Source organism: Pseudomonas sp. BF-B-15 (genome assembly GCF_019946675.1).
Classification (GTDB): domain Bacteria; phylum Pseudomonadota; class Gammaproteobacteria; order Pseudomonadales; family Pseudomonadaceae; genus Aquipseudomonas; species Aquipseudomonas migulae.
In genome coordinates this window covers 1-19,305 of record NZ_JAGYFZ010000017.1, presented here as the reverse complement: position 1 = coordinate 19,305, position 19,305 = coordinate 1, and the positions used below count along the sequence as shown (strand labels likewise).

The 19,305-nt window shown below is 61.0% G+C and carries 17 protein-coding genes and 1 pseudogene; 9 read left to right on the top strand and 9 right to left on the bottom strand.

Annotation, left to right across the window (positions count from 1 at the left end):
- The first annotated feature begins 145 nt into the window (after positions 1–145).
- Positions 146–1,072: a drug/metabolite exporter YedA gene (gene yedA / locus KGA97_RS07970; RefSeq protein ID WP_223480549.1), complete on the top strand. Its 927-nt coding sequence runs from the start codon at positions 146–148 to the stop codon at positions 1,070–1,072.
- 65 nt (positions 1,073–1,137) lie between these two features.
- Positions 1,138–2,472 carry a DEAD/DEAH box helicase gene (locus tag KGA97_RS07965; protein ID WP_008031738.1) on the top strand — a complete coding sequence of 445 codons (1,335 nt, stop codon included), beginning with the start codon at positions 1,138–1,140 and terminating at the stop codon, positions 2,470–2,472.
- A 105-nt stretch (positions 2,473–2,577) separates the two neighbouring features.
- On the opposite strand, the gene KGA97_RS07960 is transcribed toward KGA97_RS07965, so the two are convergent.
- Together KGA97_RS07960 and KGA97_RS07955 are read right to left on the bottom strand one after the other, a co-directional pair.
- Entirely contained in the window at positions 2,578–3,819 is a 1,242-nt protein-coding gene (locus KGA97_RS07960) for a TIGR03862 family flavoprotein (RefSeq protein ID WP_223480548.1), read from the bottom strand.
- Between the two features lie 282 nt (positions 3,820–4,101).
- Complete coding sequence (locus KGA97_RS07955) at positions 4,102–5,022, bottom strand: histone deacetylase (RefSeq protein ID WP_008031735.1); 921 nt, start codon at positions 5,020–5,022, stop codon at positions 4,102–4,104.
- Positions 5,023–5,109: 87 nt separating this feature from the next.
- On the opposite strand from KGA97_RS07955, the gene KGA97_RS07950 reads away from it, so the two are divergent.
- The 3 genes from KGA97_RS07950 (at position 5,110) to KGA97_RS07940 (ending at position 7,245) form a co-directional block, all read left to right on the top strand.
- Positions 5,110–5,679, top strand: coding sequence for a GNAT family N-acetyltransferase (locus KGA97_RS07950; RefSeq protein ID WP_223480547.1), 570 nt, complete (start codon positions 5,110–5,112; stop codon positions 5,677–5,679).
- 106 nt (positions 5,680–5,785) lie between these two features.
- Positions 5,786–6,655, top strand: a complete 870-nt coding sequence (tesB, locus tag KGA97_RS07945) for an acyl-CoA thioesterase II (protein ID WP_008031730.1) — start codon at positions 5,786–5,788, stop codon at positions 6,653–6,655.
- Entirely contained in the window at positions 6,652–7,245 is a 594-nt protein-coding gene (locus KGA97_RS07940) for an HAD family hydrolase (protein ID WP_223480546.1), read from the top strand. Before tesB ends, KGA97_RS07940 begins: the two co-directional genes overlap by 4 nt.
- 87 nt (positions 7,246–7,332) lie before the next feature.
- On the opposite strand, the gene KGA97_RS07935 is transcribed toward KGA97_RS07940, so the two are convergent.
- The 4 genes from KGA97_RS07935 to KGA97_RS07920 form a co-directional block, all read right to left on the bottom strand.
- Positions 7,333–8,292, bottom strand: a complete 960-nt coding sequence (locus KGA97_RS07935; protein WP_223480545.1) for an alpha/beta hydrolase — start codon at positions 8,290–8,292, stop codon at positions 7,333–7,335.
- On the bottom strand, positions 8,293–9,186 hold the full coding sequence (locus KGA97_RS07930; RefSeq protein WP_008028943.1) for a neutral zinc metallopeptidase: 894 nt from the start codon (positions 9,184–9,186) through the stop codon (positions 8,293–8,295). It abuts the gene before it with no gap.
- A gap of 260 nt (positions 9,187–9,446) precedes the next feature.
- The gene (locus tag KGA97_RS07925) at positions 9,447–10,280 is read right to left on the bottom strand and encodes an aldo/keto reductase (RefSeq protein ID WP_223480544.1); all 834 of its coding nucleotides are present in this window, start codon (positions 10,278–10,280) and stop codon (positions 9,447–9,449) included.
- Positions 10,264–12,012 carry an FAD-dependent oxidoreductase gene (locus tag KGA97_RS07920; protein WP_223480543.1) on the bottom strand — a complete coding sequence of 583 codons (1,749 nt, stop codon included), beginning with the start codon at positions 12,010–12,012 and terminating at the stop codon, positions 10,264–10,266. Before KGA97_RS07920 ends, KGA97_RS07925 begins: the two co-directional genes overlap by 17 nt.
- A gap of 173 nt (positions 12,013–12,185) precedes the next feature.
- On the opposite strand from KGA97_RS07920, the gene KGA97_RS07915 reads away from it, so the two are divergent.
- The 4 genes from KGA97_RS07915 (at position 12,186) to KGA97_RS07900 (ending at position 16,004) form a co-directional block, all read left to right on the top strand.
- Entirely contained in the window at positions 12,186–12,962 is a 777-nt protein-coding gene (locus KGA97_RS07915; protein WP_008028937.1) for an IclR family transcriptional regulator, read from the top strand.
- Between the two features lie 172 nt (positions 12,963–13,134).
- Positions 13,135–14,190 (top strand): Gfo/Idh/MocA family protein, encoded by a 1,056-nt coding sequence (locus tag KGA97_RS07910; protein WP_223480542.1) that lies wholly within the window; start codon positions 13,135–13,137, stop codon positions 14,188–14,190.
- Positions 14,191–14,192: 2 nt separating this feature from the next.
- Positions 14,193–15,008, top strand: coding sequence for a sugar phosphate isomerase/epimerase family protein (locus KGA97_RS07905; protein WP_223480541.1), 816 nt, complete (start codon positions 14,193–14,195; stop codon positions 15,006–15,008).
- A 117-nt stretch (positions 15,009–15,125) separates the two neighbouring features.
- Entirely contained in the window at positions 15,126–16,004 is an 879-nt protein-coding gene (locus KGA97_RS07900; RefSeq protein ID WP_223480540.1) for a DMT family transporter, read from the top strand.
- A 6-nt stretch (positions 16,005–16,010) separates the two neighbouring features.
- Here KGA97_RS07900 and KGA97_RS29555 read toward each other — a convergent pair whose 3' ends face one another.
- The 3 genes and pseudogenes from KGA97_RS29555 to KGA97_RS07890 all read right to left on the bottom strand — a co-directional run bounded on the left by KGA97_RS29555 (position 16,011) and on the right by KGA97_RS07890 (position 18,985).
- Entirely contained in the window at positions 16,011–16,799 is a 789-nt protein-coding gene (locus tag KGA97_RS29555) for a methyl-accepting chemotaxis protein (RefSeq protein WP_411740670.1), read from the bottom strand.
- 66 nt (positions 16,800–16,865) lie between these two features.
- A pseudogene (locus tag KGA97_RS29550) lies at positions 16,866–17,633 on the bottom strand (MCP four helix bundle domain-containing protein); the annotation flags it as partial.
- A gap of 95 nt (positions 17,634–17,728) precedes the next feature.
- Entirely contained in the window at positions 17,729–18,985 is a 1,257-nt protein-coding gene (locus tag KGA97_RS07890; RefSeq protein WP_223414472.1) for an MFS transporter, read from the bottom strand.
- Positions 18,986–19,305 lie beyond the last annotated feature (320 nt).

Here is a 19,305-nt window from a genome sequence, read left to right as displayed (position 1 = left end):
CTGGCTTTCGAAAACACGGTATATAGCGCTGATCTCCGTGATTTGAAAAGTGTACTGGCGCTATAAACAGGTTTTGTAACTTATTTTCTGCTGTTCGCCTTTCTAGAATAGCTGTTCATTTGTCCTTGCCTGCGAGCTGCCCCCCATGCCTGGCCTCCGTCGTTTTCCCTTGCCGTTGATCGCTGCCTTTTTCGCCTTGTACGTGATTTGGGGCTCGACTTACCTGGTGATCCGCATCGGCGTGGAGTATTGGCCGCCCTTGTTGCTCGCCGGTATTCGCTTTGTCATTGCTGGCACGTTGATGTACGCCTTCCTGCGCTTGCGCGGGGCGCCGGCACCGACCTGGGCGCAGTGGAAAGCGGCGGGGATCATCGGGATTTTGCTGCTGGCGTGCGGTAACGGCGGGGTCAGTGTGGCGGAACACATGGGCGTCGCTTCCGGCGTCGCGGCATTGGCGGTGGCGACGGTTCCGTTGTTTACCTTGCTCTGCGGCTATTTCTGGGGCGCGCGTAATACTCGTCTTGAATGGGCGGGGATTGTGCTCGGGCTGATCGGCATCGCCATGCTCAACCTCGGTTCCAACCTGCAATCGAGCCCGCTGGGTGCGATGTTGCTGATCTTTGCGGCGGCGGCCTGGGCGTTCGGTTCAGTCTGGAGCAAACACTTGCCGTTGCCCCAGGGCGCGATGGCCAGTGCCGTGGAAATGCTGGTGGGCGGCGTGGCGCTGCTGATTGGCAGTGCGATGAGCGGCGAACATCTGGAAGCCATGCCACCGATTGAAGGGTGGGCGGCGTTGGCCTACCTGACCTTCTTCGGTTCGATCATCGCCTTCAATGCCTACATGTACCTGTTGAAAAACGTACGTCCGGCAGCGGCCACCAGTTATGCCTACGTCAACCCGGCGGTGGCGGTGTTGCTGGGGATCGTGTTTGTCGGCGAGACCATCGGTATCGAAGAAGCCCTGGCCATGCTGGTGATCATCAGTGCCGTGGTGTTGATCGGTTTGCCGCAGTGGCGCCGGGCGCCGGAACGACCTGCTGCGGTGGTGCAGACAGAATCGAGTGTGAATTAGGGTAAACTGCGCGCCATTGCACACTTGTTTCGCACAACCGCGCTGAATTTTCCTACGGTAATCCCATGACTTTCGCCACCCTTGGCCTGATCGAACCCTTGCTGCGCTCTCTCGAGACGCTCGGCTACCAGACCCCGACGCCGGTTCAGGCGCAAGCCATTCCGGCGGTGCTGGCCGGTCGCGACCTGATGGCCGCCGCCCAGACCGGCACCGGCAAGACCGCCGGTTTCGCGCTGCCGCTGCTGCAATTGCTGGCCATGGAAGGGCCGAAAGTCACCGCCAACTCGGTGCGCGCATTGATTCTGGTGCCGACCCGCGAACTGGCCGAGCAGGTTCACGAAGCCGTGCGTCAGTACGCCGAGAACCTGCCGCTGAGCACTTATGCGGTGTATGGCGGCGTCAGCATCAACCCGCAAATGATGAAGTTGCGCAAAGGCGTCGACCTGTTGGTGGCGACGCCGGGCCGTCTGCTCGATCTGTTCCGCCAGAACGCGCTGAAGTTCAACCAGTTGCAAACCCTGGTGCTGGACGAAGCCGACCGCATGCTCGACCTGGGCTTTTCCGAGGAGCTGGGGAACATTTACCGCGTGCTGCCGAAGAAACGTCAGACACTGCTGTTCTCCGCGACCTTCTCCGATGCGATTCGCCTGCTGGCCGGGCAAATGCTCAATGATCCGCTGAGCATCGAAGTCAGCCCGCGTAACGTTGCCGCCAACACCGTTAAACAGTGGGTGGTGACGGTGGACAAGAAGCGCAAGCCGGAGCTGTTCATCCACCTGCTGCGCAAGGGCAAGTGGAAGCAGGTGCTGGTATTCGCCAAGACCCGCAATGGCGTGGACGCGTTGGTGGAAAAACTCCAGGGCCTGGGCATCAACGCCGACGGCATCCATGGCGACAAACCTCAGGCTACGCGTCAACGTGCGCTGGACCGTTTCAAGGCCAGCGAAGTGCAGATCCTGGTGGCCACCGATGTCGCGGCCCGTGGTCTGGACATTGAAGATTTGCCATTGGTGGTCAATTTCGACCTGCCGATCGTGGCAGAGGACTACATCCACCGGATCGGTCGTACCGGCCGTGCGGGTGCCACCGGGCAGGCCATTTCGTTGGTCTGCGCCGATGAAGTGAATTTGCTGTCGGCCATTGAGACGTTGACGCGTCAGACGTTGCCTCGGCAGATGGAACACGATTTCGAACCTGAGCACCGTGTGCCGGACACCGATGCCAGCGGTCAGGTGGTGAAGAAGCCGAAAAAACCGAAGAAGCCGAAGACGTCCAGCGGCGGTAAGCGCAATCTGGGTAAATGGGTTGAGAGCGGGGATGCTTCGGCGCCGGAGCCTTCGATCAAGCCTGTGCGTAAGGTGCCGGTGTTTAATACTGGGCCGCGTAAGCGTAAGCCTTGATTTACTGCGGCGGCTATTAGGCCGCCTTCGCGGGCAAGCCTCGCTCCTACAGATTAGTGGTGTCCTGTAGGAGCGAGGCTTGCCCGCGAAGGGCGCAACTCGGTCTCAAGACGTGCGCTTGAGCCACTCCACCATCCCCAACCCCGCCGCTCGCCCACTGGCGAAACACGCGGTCAGCAGATAACCGCCGGTCGGCGCTTCCCAATCCAGCATTTCCCCCGCGCAGAACACGCCAGGCAACTGCTTGAGCATCAAACGTTCATCCATCGCCTCGAACATCACGCCACCGGCAGTGCTGATGGCCTCGTCCAGTGGGCGGGTTTTCACCAATGTCAGCGGCAACGCCTTGATCGCTTTAGCCAACAACGCCGGATCGGCAAAGCATTCTGCCGGCGTCAATTCGCGCAGCAGTGCCGCTTTCACGCCATCTATCCCGAGCTGACTGTGCAGATGTTTGGACATTGAACGAGACCCGCGCGGTTTGCTCAGCGCCGCCTGAACTTTATCCACAGGCCGGCCCGGCAACAGGTCGAGGTGAATGGTCGCCGAGCCATGCTGATTGATCGCTTCGCGGATGGGCGCCGACAGGGCGTAGATCAAACTGCCTTCAATCCCGGTGGCCGTGATCACACATTCCCCGAGCCGAGGGATGTCGTCATTGAGTCCGATAGCGATATTTTTCAGCGGCGCGCCGGCGAATTTGCTGACCATCAATTCGCTCCAGGCCTGCACCTCGAAGCCGCAATTACTCGGCTGCAGCGGCGCCAGTCCTACGCCGTGCTGCTCCAGTGGCAGCATCCACGCGCCGTCCGAACCCAGGCGCGACCAACTGCCGCCACCGAGGGCGAGCAGCGTTGCTTCGGGCTTCAGGTTTTTTTCACCCTCAGGACTTTCAACGCGCAATCCACCGTTGTTATCCCAGCCGAGCCAACGATGGCGGGTGTGGATAACTACGCCGGCCTCTCGCAGGCGTTTGAGCCAGGCGCGCAACAGCGGCGCGGCCTTCATGTCGGTCGGAAACACCCGGCCGGAGCTGCCGACAAAGGTTTCGATGCCCAGGTCATGAATCCACTGACACAGCGCCTCGGCACCAAAGGCTCGCAGCAGCGGTGCAATCTGCGGTGCCCGCTCGGCGTAGCGTGAGAGGAATGCCGGGTAGGCTTCGGAATGGGTGATGTTCATGCCGCCCACGCCAGCGAGGAGAAATTTCCGACCTACCGAAGGCATGCCGTCGTACAGATCGACCTTGATTCCGGCCTGGCTCAACACTTCGGCGGCCATCAGGCCGGCGGGGCCGCCGCCGATGATGGCGACTTTAGGGGGGAGGGCGGCGGAAGATTGGGTCATGGAATGCGCTGCGGTTCGGCGGAATAAGCCGGGCATTCTACCAGCACGGTTAACTGTAGGAGCGAGCCTGCTCGCGATGGCGGTGGGTCAGTCAAAATCGATGTTGGATGTGAGGGCCTCATCGCGAGCAGGCTCGCTCCCACATTGGTTCCGGGGTGTTCATAAAATAGTGATCAAAAAACAACCAGCGCTCTGCATGCCATATGCAGCATGGCCTGTAGGCCCTTTCGCTCAGGTTATCCACAGGCAGTTCCACAGGCATTGTGGGTAAAGGCGCACACCTCAATGACAACCTGATGACGCCCACACCCGCTGCGCGCTGTGATGCAGGATGCCGTGACGCCGCGCCAGCGCCTTGCGGTCCTTGCTGTAGCCGCCGCCGATCACCCCGACCACCGGAATATCCCGCCCGAGGCAATGGCGCATCACGCTTTCATCCCGAGCGGCCACGCCTTCGTCTGTCAGCTTCAGGTAACCGAGCGCGTCGTCCTTATGCACATCGACCCCCGCGTCATACAGCACCAGGTCCGGCTGGTAGAGCGGCAGCAAATAATTCAGCGCGTCGTCGACGACCTTCAGGTAGTCGGCATCGCCCATGCCCTTGGGCAGCGGGATGTCCCAGTCACTTTCGGCCTTGCGTGCAGGAAAGTTCTTCTCGCAGTGCAGGGAAACGGTCACCGCGTCCGGGGTGTTGTGCAGAATCCGTGCAGTCCCGTCGCCCTGATGCACGTCGCAATCGAAGATCAGCACCCGATTCACACGACCGCTTTCCAGCAGGTAATGGCTGATCACCGCCAGGTCGTTAAAGATGCAGAACCCCGCCGGGTAGTCGTAATGCGCGTGATGCGTGCCGCCGGCCAAGTGACAGGCCAATCCATGTTCCAGCGCCTGTTCTGCCGCCAGTAGCGAACCGCCGACCGCCCGCACCGTGCGCCGGGCCAGGGCTTCATTCCACGGCAGGCCAAGACGCCGCTGGTCTTCGCGGGACAACTCGCCGCTCATGTAGCGTTCGATATAGGCAGCGTCATGTGCGAGGGCGAGAATTTCCGGCGGGCAGAGTTCCGGGCGCAGCAGGTCGGCGTCCCGGGTCAGCCCGCTGTCCACCAGGTGATCGCGCAGCAGGCGAAACTTGTCCATGGGGAAGCGGTGGTCCGCCGGGAACTCGGGGCTGTAGTCTTCGTGGTAGATCAGTGGCAGCGGCATGACGGGCTTTTATGAGTACGGCGTGTAGGAATGAGTGAACGATCCTACCAGCGATGTAGACTTACGGCATGGAAACGGAGGGGCACGATGGAGCCGATACTGGAACTCGAGAGCGCGCGACTGCTGTTGCGGCAGTGGCGTGACGAGGATTTGCCGGCGTTTGCGGCGATGTGCGCCGATCCACAGGTGATGCGTTATTTCCCGGCGCCCTTGAGTCGACTGGAAAGTGCTTCGCTGATCGGGCGGATTCGTGGGCATTTCGCCGAGCATGGTTTTGGTCTCTGGGCGCTGGAGCGCAAGGACACCGGTGCATTCATCGGTTTTACCGGGCTCGGCGCGGTCGGTTTCGACGCGCCTTTCACGCCGGCCATCGAGATTGGCTGGCGCCTGGCCCGCGAACACTGGGGCTTGGGTTACGCCAGTGAGGCGGCGTGGACCGCTCTGCGCTGCGGGTTTGACCGGGTGGCGCTGCAAGAGGTCGTGTCCTTCACCACGGAAACCAACACGCCATCGCAGAAAGTCATGCAGGCCATCGGTATGCACCATGATTCAGCCGGTGACTTCGACCACCCGAAACTCGCGGTCGATCATCCTCTGCGTCACCATGTGCTGTACCGCATCACCCGTGAACAATGGCTGCAAACCTTGCATGGATAAGACGGCCCGGACGTTTACAATGGCGCCAATGATGGCCCTGGCCGGAAACTGAATCGACCGCCGCAGCCAAGACTGCGCGGCATTGCGATGTGTGAGGAGAGTCTGAATGAGCCAAGTGTTGGATGATCTGGTCGATTTGCTGACCCTGGAACCGATCGAAGAAAACCTGTTCCGTGGCCGCAGCCAGGACCTGGGCTTTCGTCAGTTGTTCGGCGGCCAGGTGATCGGTCAGTCCCTGTCGGCGGCCAGCCAGACGGTCGAAGTCGCGCGTCATGTGCATTCGATGCACGGTTATTTCCTGCGTCCGGGCGATTCCACGTTGCCCGTGGTGTATCAGGTTGATCGGGTTCGCGACGGCGGCAGTTTCAGCACGCGTCGGGTCACGGCGATCCAGAAGGGCAACCCGATCTTCACGTGCAGCGCGTCGTTCCAATATGACGAAAAAGGCTTCGAGCATCAGGGCCAGATGCCGACGGTGGTCGGGCCGGAAAACCTGCCCTCGGAACTGGAGCTGACCCATCAGCGCGCGCACCTGATCCCCGAGCACATGCGTGAAAAACTGCTGTGCCCGAAGCCGATCGAATTCCGCCCGGTCACCGAGAAAGATCCCTACAACCCGCAGCCATCCGATCCGGTCAAGTACGTCTGGTTTCGCGCCGACGGCGCGCTGGCCGACTCCCCGGCGCTGCACAAATACCTGCTGGCCTACGCGTCGGACTTCAATCTGCTGACCACCTCGATGTTGCCCCATGGCAAGTCGGTCTGGCAGAAAGACATGCAGGTCGCCAGCCTCGATCACGCGCTGTGGTTCCATGCGGATCTGCGTGCCGATGACTGGTTGCTGTACGCGATGGACAGCCCGTGGGCCGGCAATTCCCGTGGGTTCAGCCGTGGCAGCGTGTTCAATCGCGCCGGGCAACTGGTGGCGTCGGTCACTCAGGAAGGGCTGATCCGTCACCGCAAGGATTGGGCATGAGCCTGGCCGAGGTGCGGCACTGGGTGTTCGACATGGACGGCACCCTGACGGTGGCCGTGCATGACTTCGCGGCGATTCGCGTGGCGCTGGCGATCCCGGCCGAAGACGACATCCTGACCCACCTCGCCGCGCTGCCGGCTGCTGAAGCCGCGGCCAAACATGCATGGTTGCTGGAGCATGAACGGGATCTGGCGCTGGGTTCGAAACCGGCGCCGGGTGCTGTGGAACTGGTGCGCGAGTTGGCGGGGCGCGGTTATTGCCTGGGCATTCTTACGCGCAATGCTCGGGAGTTGGCGCATGTGACGCTGGAAGCCATTGGCCTGGCGGACTGCTTCGCGGTGGAGGATGTGCTGGGGCGTGATGAAGCGCCGCCCAAGCCGCACCCCGGTGGTTTGTTGAAATTGGCCGAGGCCTGGAACGTACCGGCGAGCGAGATGGTGATGGTCGGTGATTACCGGTTTGATCTGGATTGCGGAAGAGCGGCGGGGGCACGGACGGTGTTGGTGAATCTGCCGGATAACCCGTGGCCGGAGCTGACCGATTGGCATGCGGCGGATTGCGTGGCGTTGCGGGAAATGTTGTTGGCTTGAGGGACCCTTCGCGGGCAAGCCTCGCTCCTACAGAGTTACACGTAGGAGCGAGCGGTGCGGCGACCCGACTTGCCCGCGAAGGCGTCATCACTGCCCGAACAAAACCTTCTGCCCCTCCGGCGACGTAAACATCCCATCCCCGTTATGCCCAACCCCGGGCACTTCGATCAATTGCTGATTCAATCCTTGCGGATGGCTGCGCTTCAAAAACTCAAAATAATTGCGCCCGCGAATCAATCGATTAGCGCCCTGGGCTTTCGCCTCACAACTTTTATCCAGCGCCGGATGGTTCGGATCAATGTCCTGCTGCCCCAGTAGATAAACGATGTCACGCTGAACGTAGTTTTCCTCCAGTTGCGCGGGCGTTTGTCCTTCGGCGTAAGCGGGCAAATCTGACAGGCCGTACTTCCAGCGATTGAACGCCGGGCAGCCGGCGTGACTGAACGCCACTGGCCGCCGCTCATCGAAATACGCGTAGGAAGACGGGTTGGCGATGACGTAGCGCACGTGCACGCCAGCCGCCTTGAGCTCCGGTTGATCGTGACTCAACAACGCATAACGCTGAACCACCTGAGCGCCGCCCGAGTGGCCCGCGATGACAACATCCTTCACGTCCGGAAACTGTCGACGATCGCCGAGCCGGGCGATGATCTGGTCGAGTGCCGCGTAGGAGCTCAGGGCAAACGGAGCGGTGGATAAACCGCCGGCCATCCAGTCATTGCCCCGCCAACGCAACACGGTGTCGGCGACTGGATGGAGTGCCACGTCGGTTTCATTGAGAAATTGCGGAGCGATCACCAACGTATTGGCGCTTTGCCCGGCTTGCTCTGCCGCCCGCTCGGCACTCTGGCGGTAGGTTTCAGCATTGCGCAACCGACCGTGGATGATGATCAGCACGCGCTCGATTTTCGCCGGCGCCTGGCCGATGCCCACCGCTATCTCACCTTCTTTCAACAAGAGTCGGCCGGGGCTGATCTCCTTGACCCCATGCTCGGCAGCCTGGGTACAGGTGCAAGTAAACAACAACATCAACAACCACTTTTTCATTTACAGATTTTTCGCCGCAAAGGTATCGCACTGGCCCACCTGGCCTTGCGCAAATCCGGTTTTGAACCAGCGCACCCTTTGCGCCGACGTGCCATGGGTAAACGAGTCCGGCACCACGCGACCCTGGCCTTGCTGCTGCAAGCGGTCGTCGCCGATGGCGTTGGCGGCATTCAAGGCTTCTTCGATGTCGCCCGGCTCCAGCCAGTTCAGGCGTTGCTGTGCATTGTTGGCCCAGACACCCGCGAGGCAATCCGCTTGCAGTTCCTGACGCACCAACAAGCCACCGTCACCTTCCATTTGCCGGCCTTGCTGACGGGCGGCCTGAATTTTCGCGGAAACACCGAGCAAGGTCTGAACGTGGTGTCCGACTTCGTGAGCGATCACGTAGGCCTGAGCGAAATCACCCGCAGCGGCAAAGCGTTGCGACATTTCCTGGAAGAAACTCATGTCCAGGTAAACCTTCTGGTCTGCGGGGCAATAGAACGGACCGGTCGCCGAGGTGGCCAGGCCGCACGCCGAGTTCACCCGGTTGCTGAACAGCACCAGCGTAGGATCTTTATACTGTCGGCCGGCCTGCTGGAAAATCTGGCCCCAGGTGTCTTCGGTGTCACCGAGGATCGAACGGACGAATTCCGCCCCTTCATCATTGGCTGGCGGTGCCTTGCGGGTTTGCGTCGGTGCCGGTGCCGATTGCTCGGTCATCTGCCCGGTGAGTTGGCCGAGGATCTGCAACGGGTCCTGGCCGGTGATCCAGCCGATCCCGACAATCAGAATGATCGCGGTCAGGCTCAGGCCCTTGCCGCCACCAAAACGCATCCCGCCGCCGCCACCGCCGACATCATCACCACGGGCATCGACCACGTTGTCGCTGCGTCGGCCTTTTTTCCATAGCATGTGGGAATCCTCTGATTATCGTGGGGATGAGTGTTGCTGGTGAGTGGGAGCGGCGCCAGTCCGGTCGTCCGGCTTTTATGCGGGCGGGAACATTACTGAGTGTATTGAACGTGGATAGCCCATCGAATTCCGTCAGGTGATGGGTTTTTTATGACGTCAGGGCGAACGCCCTATGACTTGTAGGAGCCGGCTTGCCGGCGATAGCGTCCGTGAGATCGCCATCGCCGGCAAGCCGGCTCCTACGAAAAGCAGTCCGGTGCTTACCGGTCGAACGCATCCCACACCGGCGCGAAGTCAGGGCTGACCAGTCGTTCGCGTTTCGACAAACCGGCAATCAACGCCCGGTCTTCGTCATCGAGCTGGACGTCCAGCGAGGCCAGGTTGGCCAGTTGATTAGCCTCGCTGCTGGCCTTGGGGATCGCCGCAACGTTCGGTTGATCAAGCAGCCATTTGAGCGCCACTTGTGTCGGCAGAACCCCGTGTCTGGCGGCGATCTGCTGGATTTGCGGGATGTCCGAGACCTTGTTGCGGGCCAGTGGCGAGTAGGCCGTCAGTGCCAGGTCATGTTGACGGGCGTAGTCCAGCAGCGCGTTTTGTCCGAGCAATACGTGGTATTCGACCTGAATGGCTGACAGCGGTGCGCCCAGTTCTTCGACGACTTTGCGCAGCAGCGGCAGCGGAAAATTCGCCACGCCGATATTGCGCGCCAGGCCTTGCTCTTTGAATGACACCAGGGTTTCGATCGTGCGTGGCAGGTCCCAATCGGTGGTCGGCCAGTGGATCATGAACAGGTCAACGTAATCGCTGCGCAAGGCCTTGAGACTGCGATCCATGGAGTGGCGCATGGCATCGGGTTGCAGTTGATCCCACCAGACTTTGGTGGTGACGTGGATCTGCTCGCGAGGCGTAGGACTGTTCACCAACGCCTGACCGACGGCTTCTTCGTTGTTGTAGGCGGCAGCGGTGTCGATATGCCGATAGCCCAACTTCAACGCCTGTTCAACGGCGCGTGTGCATTCTTCGCCGAGCATCGGCCAGGTGCCGAGGCCGAGTTTGGGCATGTTCAAACCCTGTGCATTAACGATGCGCTGCATGGTCGATCTCCTGTTCGTAAGCAGTGATGCCGGCGATATGTCGCGCGGCGATGTAGCCGAACGTCAGCGCCGGGCCGAGATTAATGCCACCGGCGGGGTAATGCCCGCCCATGATGCTGGCCATGTCGCCGCCCGCGGCGTACAACCCGGCGATGGCCTGGCCGGATTCGCCGAGGACCTGGGCGTGTTGATTGACCTTGAGCCCGGCGAAGGTGCCGAAGCAGCCGGGCTGGACCTTCACCGCGTAAAACGGCCCTTGCTCGATGGGCGCAACGCACGGGTTGGGTTGCTGCAAGGCGTCTCCCTGTTTGCGGTTGTAAGGCGTCGAACCGCGACCAAACAAGGGGTCTTCACCGTTGCGCGCATGCTGGTTGTAGTCCGCCACAGTGCTGCGCAAGCCGTTCGGGTCGATGCCGCAGGCGTGGGCCAATTCCTCGATCGTGTTGCCGGTTTTCAGATAGCCGCTGCGGATAAAGGATGACAACGGAACCGGAAACGGTCGAGAGATGCCCAGTCCATATCGGCGTTGAAAACCATGGGTGCAAATCAGCCAGGAGGCAACCTCTTCGCCGGCAGGCGCAGCGGCAACCATGGCCGTTACATAGTCGTAGTAGCCGTTCGCTTCATTGACGAAGCGCTGGCCGTTGCTCAGTACGCCGATGATCCCCGGTTTGCCCCGCTCGATGATGTGCGGGAAGTGACCGATGCTGCCATCCCTGTGTGGCACTTGCGAAACCGGCGCCCACGCTACGGGAGAGGCCATGTCGGTGTTGACCCGGGCCCCGGCGCTTTCGCCCAGGCGCAAACCGTCACCGGCCACGCCGAGGGGGGGCAGCGCCCAGTGTTCGTTGCCGGTCGGTGTGCGGGGGAACAGTGCCTTGCGCCGCTCGGTGTCATTGGCAAACCCACCGGCCGCGAGCACCACAGCCTTGCGTGCATGGATGCGGACCTTGCCCTTGGCGGTGCTCACCAGCGCGCCCCGGACCTTATCGCCTTCGCGAAGCAACTCGCTGACAGGCGCTGATTCCCAGAGCAGCACGCCAAGGTCTTCGGCAGATTTTGCCAGGCGTGCGACCAGCGCCACGCCGTTGACCAGCTGCATCGCCCGGCCATGCACAATCAGGTCGAGCAGGTGCCGGGTGAAGCGCCGGGTGACGTGCCACGCGGCGGGCACCGAACGGGTCAGGTTGAGAAATGCGGCCAGGTCCGCCCCCGCCATGATCGGCATGCCCATGAACGAAGTTTCCCGCATGGTTTTGCGAAGACGCCTCAGCAGCTTGCCGACTTTTCGCCCGTCATAGGGCGCAGCGATCACCGAACGTCCGCCCGTACCAGCACCGGGCGTATCGCCATGTATGTCGGCGATGGCATTGCCATCGGCGAATTGCAGCGAGGTGTGCTGTTCGAAAAAGGCGACCATCCGTGGGCCCGCCTCAAGGAACGCATCGATCATTGCCGGTTCGTAGCGTTCACCGAGTTCATGCTTGAGATAGGTGCGCGGCAACTCGACGTCTTCGACGATGCCGGCGCGGCGGGCCAGAGGATTGCACGGCACCCAGGCCCAGCCGCCGGACCACGCCGTGGCTCCGCCGAATACCGGGTCTTTCTCCACCACGATGACTTTCAATCCGTGCCATGCAGCGGTGACCGCTGCCGATAACCCGGCTGCACCGGAGCCGACGACCAAAACATCGCAGTCGATATCTGGAGAGCTGTGGGATTCGGCAGGCATTGTTTAAAACTCCGGTGCGTATTTTTAGAATGTGATTCCAGAAAATATAGCGACGTGAATCCGCTCGGCAACCACTCAGCCGATAAAACGGGCGGTTACCGAACAAGCAGTTCCAGATTTCGCATTAGGCGGTTTGTCTTCTAGAATCGGGCAAATTTCAGGCGGAACCTTCCATGGCCGGCAGTCAGATCGAACGTGTTTTCAGCGTGCTGGAAAGCCTCACCAGTGACCCTCGCGGCCTGCCGATGCAGACGCTGGCAGAGCAACTGGACATCCCTAAAAGCGCGACTCATCGCTTGCTCGCCGAGCTGATTCGGCTGGGTTACGTGCGGCAGAATCCGGATAACCTGCGCTATCACTTGTCGACCAAACTGGTGGCCATGGGGTTCCGTTATCTGTCGGGAAGCGGCGCCGATATCGTGCAGCCAGTGCTTGATCGCCTGGCCCAGGAAACCGGTGAACTGGTGCGCCTCGGGGTCATCGAGGGCGAGCGTCAAACCTGGATCGCCAAGTCCCAGGGCGCCCGCTCCGGCCTGCGTTATGACCCGGACATGGGCCGTGATGCGCCGCTGTTTTACACGGCGTCGGGCCATGCGTGGCTGGCGTGCATGAGCGATGCCGAAGCGTTGTCGCTGGTGGAACGCCAGGGCGGCGAGCGGCCAAAAGACCTCGGGCCGAACGCGCCGCGCTCCAACATTGAATTGCTCGAGCGCCTGCGTCTGGCGCGGGAGCAGGGCTATGCCTGGGTTGAAGAGAGCTCGGCCGTTGGCACTTCGGCGATTGCGGCGGTGGTGCGTCATCCGAGCGATGGGCGAGTGATCGGGGTGCTGAGCATTGCCGGGCCGAGCGCGCGGATGCCGGGGGCGCGGCTGCACGAGTTGGCGCCGTTGTTGTTGAGATTTGCCGAAGAATTGTCGGCGGCGAGTCTGGCGTCAGAATTCTTCAGTTAACCACCGCCGCACAGGTAACCCTGTGGGAGCGGGCTTGCTCGCGAATGCGGTCTTTGTTCGCCGGAAAGTTGTGCGTTGTTCGCACGCTTTCGTGAATCGCTTGTGTAAGAATCTGGAACCAGGTTCTAAATTGTTGAGGGTCAATCAACAATAATCACAAGAGGACCGCACCATGACTTCGCCCGTTCGCATCGCCCTGATCGGTGCCGGCAACATGGGCCAGCAGCATTACCGGCATCTGCACACCCTGAAGGACGCGACCCTGTGCGCGGTAGCCGATCCTGGCCCGCAAGCGGCAAGCCTCGCCGCCGAATGGGGCGTGGGGTATTTCGCCGATCACCGTCAGATGCTGGAGCAGGTGAAGCCGGACGCGGTCATCGTGGCCAACCCGAACACGCTGCACGTCAGCACCGCGCTCGATTGCCTGGCTGCCGGCGTGCCGGTCCTGCTGGAAAAACCGGTCGGCGTGCACTTGGATGAGGCGCGCGAGTTGGTGGCTGCCTCGAAAGCCACCGGCGTCCCGGTGCTGGTCGGCCATCATCGTCGGCACAATCCACTGATCGTCCGCGCCCGCGAACTGGTGCAAAGCGGTGCTTTGGGGCGGCTGACGACGGTGACCGCTCTCTGGCAATTGCGCAAACCCGACAGTTATTTCGAAACGCCGTGGCGCCGCGAGCCAGGCGCGGGAATGTTGCTGACCAACCTGATCCATGACCTCGATCTGCTGCGTCATCTGTGCGGCGAAGTGCGGCAGGTTCAAGCGATCACCAGCAATGTCGTGCGCGGGTTTGCCAACGAGGATTGTGCGGCGGTGTTGCTGCAATTCGACAACGGCGCACTGGGCAGCCTGACCGGTTCCGACGCGGTGGCGGCGCCCTGGAGTTGGGAGCTGGATTCCGGGGAGAACCCGGTGTATCCGCGTCAGGCGGATCAGCCGTGTTACTTGCTGGCTGGTACCGGCGGCGCGTTGAGCATTCCGCAACTCAAGCGCTGGCATTACGCCGACGCTGATGGGGGATGGCATCAACCCTTGTTGCCGATGCAGGAAAGCGTCAGCGCCGATGAAGCCCTGGGTTTGCAGCTGCAGCATTTCGTGCGCGTGGTGCGTCGGGAAGTCGAGCCGTTGGTCAGCGCTGCCGATGCGGCACGCACACTGGCGTTGATCGAAGCCATCCGCGAAGCCGCCGAAACCGGTCGCGCCTGCACCCCTGTGCTGATCGAGGAATGAACATGAATGAACGGATCTTTTCCCTGGCCAGCCTGACGGTACTGGAGTTGTCACCGCCGCAGATGGTGGACGTCGCGGCACGTGCCGGTTACAGCCACGTGGGACTACGCCTTGAGCCGGCGACACCCGAAGAACATCACTTTGCGCTGGTAGCCGATGTCGGTTTGCGGCGTGAGACGCTGGCACGGCTGCGCGACACCGGTATTCGTGTGCTGGATGTTGAAATCCTGCGTCTTAAACCGGACACCGTCGTCGCCGACTTCGAGAAAATTCTGGCAGTCGGTGCGGAGTTTGGTGCCAGTGAATTGCTGGTGGCGGGTAACGATTTTGACGAGCAACGGCTGACGGAAAACTTCGCCCGGCTCTGTGATCTGGCGGCGCCTTACGGACTGCACCCGCACCTGGAGTTCATGCCCTGGACTGATGCGCGCAATCTTGAACAAGCGGTGCGCATTGTCGAAAACGCTGATCGTGAAAACGGCGCGGTATTGGTTGATGCTTTCCATTTCGACCGCTCGGGTTCTCGGCTGGAAGATCTGGCCAAAGTCGCCCCGTCACGGTTACGGTATGCGCAGTTGTGCGATGTGGCGGGGCCGCGACCGACGGACATGGCGGAGATTTTGCGTCAGGCCCGCAACGAGCGACGTTTTCCAGGGGATGGCGATTGTGATCTGGCGGGGTTGTTGCAGTGTTTGCCGGCCGATATTCCGCTAAGCCTGGAGATTCCAACGGTGAAGTTGTTGGAGCAGGGCGTGAGCGGGTTGCAACGGGCGCAAATGGCGCTGGATAAGGCCCGGGAATTGTTGGCAAGAATCTAGAAGGTGCTGCGCACCTGTTCGCGGGCAAGCCACGCTCCTACAAGAGCAATGAGTAACCCTGTAGGAGCGAGGCTCGCCCGCGAAGCTTTTGACTTTCGAAGTAAAAAAGGATCCCCAATGACCGTCAGCACCCCGCTCTCCGGCGTAAACCAACCCTTCAAAGGGATTTTGCTGATCGTCTTCGCCACCTTTCTCTTCTCAAGCCATGACGCCTTGTCGAAATACCTTTCGGGGTTCTACCCGATCGTCATGGTGGTCTGGGCCCGGTATGTGGTTCACACCTTGTTGATGGCCGGGATTTTTCTGCCGCAATCCGGGCTGCGAGTCCTACGCACCAAACGGCCGTTGCTGCAATTGCTGAGGGCGTTGTGCCTGTTGGGCACCAGTCTGTTTTTCACCACAGGCTTGCAGTACATCCCGTTGGCCGAAGCCACCGCGGTCAACTTTCTTGCACCGGTCCTGGTGACTGCGCTGTCGGTGCCGCTGCTGCGTGAGCGCGTCACCCGTGGCCAATGGATCGCGGTGATTTGCGGATTTATCGGCGTATTGATCATCGTCCACCCCGGTGGTGATCTGTTCACGCCAGCGGTGCTGCTGCCGCTCTGCTCGGCGCTGTTTTTCTGCTTCTATCAATTGCTCACCCGCAAGCTCAGCAGCGTCGACAGCCCGACCACCAGCAACTTTTTCGCCGGGTTGTGCAACACCCTGGTGATGAGTGCGCTGGTGCCGTTCTTCTGGCAAGTGCCGAGCCTTGGGCATGGATTGATGATGGTGGCGCTGGGTGCGTGCGGGATGACGGCGCACTTGTTTCTGACTCAGGCGTTCCGCTACGCCGCTCCGGCGCTGTTGGCGCCGTTCGGCTATTGCCAGATTGTCTTCGCCGGCGTGCTCGGCTGGTTGCTGTTTTCCCACACGCCGACCCTGACCACGGTGGTCGGGATCGCGGTGATTTGTTGCAGCGGTTTGGCGGCGGCCTGGCAGCAAAGCCGTCGCTGAACAGGGTCAGAATCTGAAGCGCACCACCAGGTTTTGCAGGCCGGTCGCCAGTTGCGACAGTTCCTGGCTGGTGGCGCTGGTCCGGGTCGAGGCGTCGGCACTTTCCAGCGACAGGTCGCGGATATTCAGCAAATTGCGATCCACCTCGCGGGCCACTTGCGCCTGTTCCTCTGACGCGCTGGCGATCACCAGATTACGCTCATGGATCTGCTCCATGGCCCGGGTGATTTCTGCCAGTGCCAGACCCGCCTGTTCGGCAATCGACAAGGTGTCGGCGACGCGCTGACTGTTGTCGTGCATCGACAGCACCACGCTGTCGGTATCGCCCCGCACCCGGCCAATCATCTGCTCGATTTCGCGGGTCGATTGCTGAGTGCGATGAGCCAGCGCCCGTACTTCATCGGCCACCACTGCAAACCCACGCCCGGCTTCCCCGGCACGCGCGGCCTCGATGGCGGCATTGAGCGCAAGCAGGTTGGTCTGTTCGGCGATGGCGCGGATCACGTCCAGCACCTTGCCGATTTCCCGGGATTGCTCGGCCAGCGTCTGCACCTGTTGCAGAGCGATGCCGGCATTGCTGCTCATCGCCTGAATCGAATCCAGTGTCTCAATGACCCGCGTCTGGCCCTGGTTGGCTTGCTGCGTGGACAGGCGAGTGCTGTCGGAAGTCGACACCGCGTTACGTGCGACTTCTTCCACCGCGACCGTCATCTCGTTGACGGCCGTGGCGGCTTGTTCGATTTCATTGTGTTGCTGTTGCAGCCGAGCGGAATCCTGCCGAGTGTTCTGATTCATCTGCTGCGCAGCCGCCGCCAATTGCGTCGAGGTGCCGCTGATCAGTTGCAGGGTTTCGCGCAGGCTGGTTTGCATGGCCGACAAGGCCTTGAGCAAACGTGCGGTTTCATCGCTGCCGTGGCTGTGGATCGGTTTACTCAAGTCCCCGGCGGCGACTTGCTCGGCCACGGCGACAGCCTGACGGATCGGAACGACGATGCTGCGAATCAGCAGCCAGGCCAGGCACAAGGTCAGGAGCGCAACGGCGATCAGCGCACCGATCACGGTGAACTTCACTTGGTTGTAAAGCGTATCGGCCTGGTTGGCCGACAGGCTGACTTCATTGGCGGCAAGGGCCATCAATTCGGCGAACTGGTCACCGGTCTGGGTCGAGTACTCCTGGATTTTTCCGTTGAGCAGCGCGGTCATGTCTTCGCTGCGGTTCTCCCGCGACAGCGCTTCATATTGAGCCAACGCCTGACGGTAACGGGTGACGGTGGCAACGAACTTTTCGTACGGCTCCCGGTTGTAATCACCGACCAGCGGGGTGAATTTTTCCAGCGTCTCGCCCAGCCAGCCTTGTACTTGATGCAGGCGTGTGACGGTAGCATCGAGCACTTTGGGGTCGCGGTTGAGTGCCATGCGCAGGCTGAGTACGCGAATGCTCAGGACGTAGTCGCGGATTTCACCCAGGTAGCGAACGCTCGGCAGGGAGATGTTTTCCGTGTGCTGACCGGTGGCGCGGACCTGCGCAACCTGTTTGAGGGCGAACAATCCCTGCAACAGAACCAGCAGGGCGATAACGCCGAAGCTGATCACGGCGCGTTTGGCAATGCTCAAGTGACCTGGCGACATGGTGGGTCTCTGTGGTGTTGAGAAAAAAGGGGACATTCATAAATCCTGCGCATAAAAAAACGCAGGCCCGGGATCAGGCCTGCGTTTGGGGTGTATCAGTTTTCGACTGTAGGAATCTTGCGCGGCGCCATGAAGTACATCCAGGTCAGCGCGATGAAGTACATCGCCGGAATGATGGTGAACAGCACGGTGTAGTTGTTGTTGGTGATGGTCAGAATGTGGCCGACCAACTGGGTCATGAACATCCCGCCAATCGCCGCACACATACCGCCGAAGCCGAACACCGTACTCATCATGTGTTTAGGCGTGTAGTCCATCACCAGGCTCCAGATGTTCGCGGTCCAGGCCTGGTGTGCACCGATGGCCAGGGAGATCGCAAACACCGCCACCCACAGGCTGCTCGAACCGGCGGCCATGACCACGCCGATGATGCAGCAGGCGAACAGGAACATCGACATCAGGCGCGCCTTGATCGGGTTGATCCCGCGGCCGATCAGGAACGAGGACAGGATGCCGCCGCCAACGCTGCCGAAGTCAGCGGTGAGGTAGATGATGATCAGCGGGATACCCATCTGGGTCACGTTGATCCCCAGGTTGTATTGCTGATTGAGGAACGGTGGCAGCCAGTACAGGTAGAACCAGAACACCGGCGCGGTGATCGAGTAGGCGAGGGCGAAGGCCCAGGTGCCACGCATGCGCAGGATTTTGGAGAACGGTACGCGGGATTGTTCCGGTTCGACTTCCTTCTGGATGTAGTCCAGTTCCGATTGTTTAACGCTTGGGTGATCTTCCGGGTTGAAGTACTTCAGGCCCCAGAACAGCAGCCAGATACCGCCCAGCGACGCCATGCACAGGAACGCGGCTTGCCAGCCCCACACGTGCAGGATCAGTGGCAGCAGCATCGGGGTGAACATCGCACCGACGTTGGTGCCGGCGTTGAAGATGCCGGTGGCCACGGCGCGTTCGCCGGCCGGGAACCACAACCGCGTGGTTTTCACGCAAGCCGGGTAGTTGGCGGCTTCGGTCAGCCCGAGGATAAAGCGGCAAACCATGAAGCCGACCGCTGACGTGGCCAGGCCATGGGCGCCGGTTGCCAGGCTCCAGAGCAGCACGGCGCAGAAGAACACGCGCTTCACGCCGACCCGGTCGATCAGCCGGCCTTGCAGCACGAAACCGATGGCGTAGCCGACCTGGAACCAGAAGTTGATGTTGGCGTAATCCATCGCCGTCCAGCTCATTTCCTTGGCCAGGATCGGCTGCATCACGCCCAGTGCGGCACGGTCGATGTAGTTCAGGGTGGTGGCGAAAAACACCAGCGCCAGCATGCCCCAACGGGTCTTGCCGACGGCCATGGCGCCGCGGATCTTGTCGCCGATGCCACCGACGGCAGGAGTCGTGGAGGAACGCTCCACGGGAGAGCTTTGAGAAGGAGTCATGTAGGCCACCGATTATTTTTATGTGGTGTTCTGAGTCTTGGGTCACCGAGACCGATGGTTGTGACCGGACTCAATGTGTAGTGGATGGTGGGCAGTGGACGAAAAATCGTCAATTCGCCAAAGGCCATTGTGTTCGATAATCGCACGGAAAACTAACCGGATAGTACACTTTGAATTGCTGTGCTCGATACTACAGCCAATAATTTACTCCATGAAAAACGCGGTCCCTGTAGGAG

What these genes read in the sequence shown, in the direction of transcription:
- KGA97_RS07900 (WP_223480540.1), top strand. Translation starts at nt 15,126, where the DNA reads ATGACCGTCAGCACCCCGCTCTCCGGCGTAAACCAACCCTTCAAAGGG.
- KGA97_RS07965 (WP_008031738.1), top strand. Translation starts at nt 1,138, where the DNA reads ATGACTTTCGCCACCCTTGGCCTGATCGAACCCTTGCTGCGCTCTCTC.
- KGA97_RS07930 (WP_008028943.1), bottom strand. Translation starts at nt 9,186, where the DNA reads ATGCTATGGAAAAAAGGCCGACGCAGCGACAACGTGGTCGATGCCCGT.
- KGA97_RS07955 (WP_008031735.1), bottom strand. Translation starts at nt 5,022, where the DNA reads ATGCCGCTGCCACTGATCTACCACGAAGACTACAGCCCCGAGTTCCCG.
- KGA97_RS07935 (WP_223480545.1), bottom strand. Translation starts at nt 8,292, where the DNA reads ATGAAAAAGTGGTTGTTGATGTTGTTGTTTACTTGCACCTGTACCCAG.
- KGA97_RS29555 (WP_411740670.1), bottom strand. Translation starts at nt 16,799, where the DNA reads ATGAATCAGAACACTCGGCAGGATTCCGCTCGGCTGCAACAGCAACAC.
- KGA97_RS07910 (WP_223480542.1), top strand. Translation starts at nt 13,135, where the DNA reads ATGACTTCGCCCGTTCGCATCGCCCTGATCGGTGCCGGCAACATGGGC.
- KGA97_RS07890 (WP_223414472.1), bottom strand. Translation starts at nt 18,985, where the DNA reads ATGGCCGTCGGCAAGACCCGTTGGGGCATGCTGGCGCTGGTGTTTTTC.
- KGA97_RS07905 (WP_223480541.1), top strand. Translation starts at nt 14,193, where the DNA reads ATGAATGAACGGATCTTTTCCCTGGCCAGCCTGACGGTACTGGAGTTG.
- KGA97_RS07950 (WP_223480547.1), top strand. Translation starts at nt 5,110, where the DNA reads ATGGAGCCGATACTGGAACTCGAGAGCGCGCGACTGCTGTTGCGGCAG.
- KGA97_RS07940 (WP_223480546.1), top strand. Translation starts at nt 6,652, where the DNA reads ATGAGCCTGGCCGAGGTGCGGCACTGGGTGTTCGACATGGACGGCACC.
- tesB (WP_008031730.1), top strand. Translation starts at nt 5,786, where the DNA reads ATGAGCCAAGTGTTGGATGATCTGGTCGATTTGCTGACCCTGGAACCG.
- KGA97_RS07960 (WP_223480548.1), bottom strand. Translation starts at nt 3,819, where the DNA reads ATGACCCAATCTTCCGCCGCCCTCCCCCCTAAAGTCGCCATCATCGGC.
- KGA97_RS07925 (WP_223480544.1), bottom strand. Translation starts at nt 10,280, where the DNA reads ATGCAGCGCATCGTTAATGCACAGGGTTTGAACATGCCCAAACTCGGC.
- yedA (WP_223480549.1), top strand. Translation starts at nt 146, where the DNA reads ATGCCTGGCCTCCGTCGTTTTCCCTTGCCGTTGATCGCTGCCTTTTTC.
- KGA97_RS07915 (WP_008028937.1), top strand. Translation starts at nt 12,186, where the DNA reads ATGGCCGGCAGTCAGATCGAACGTGTTTTCAGCGTGCTGGAAAGCCTC.
- KGA97_RS07920 (WP_223480543.1), bottom strand. Translation starts at nt 12,012, where the DNA reads ATGCCTGCCGAATCCCACAGCTCTCCAGATATCGACTGCGATGTTTTG.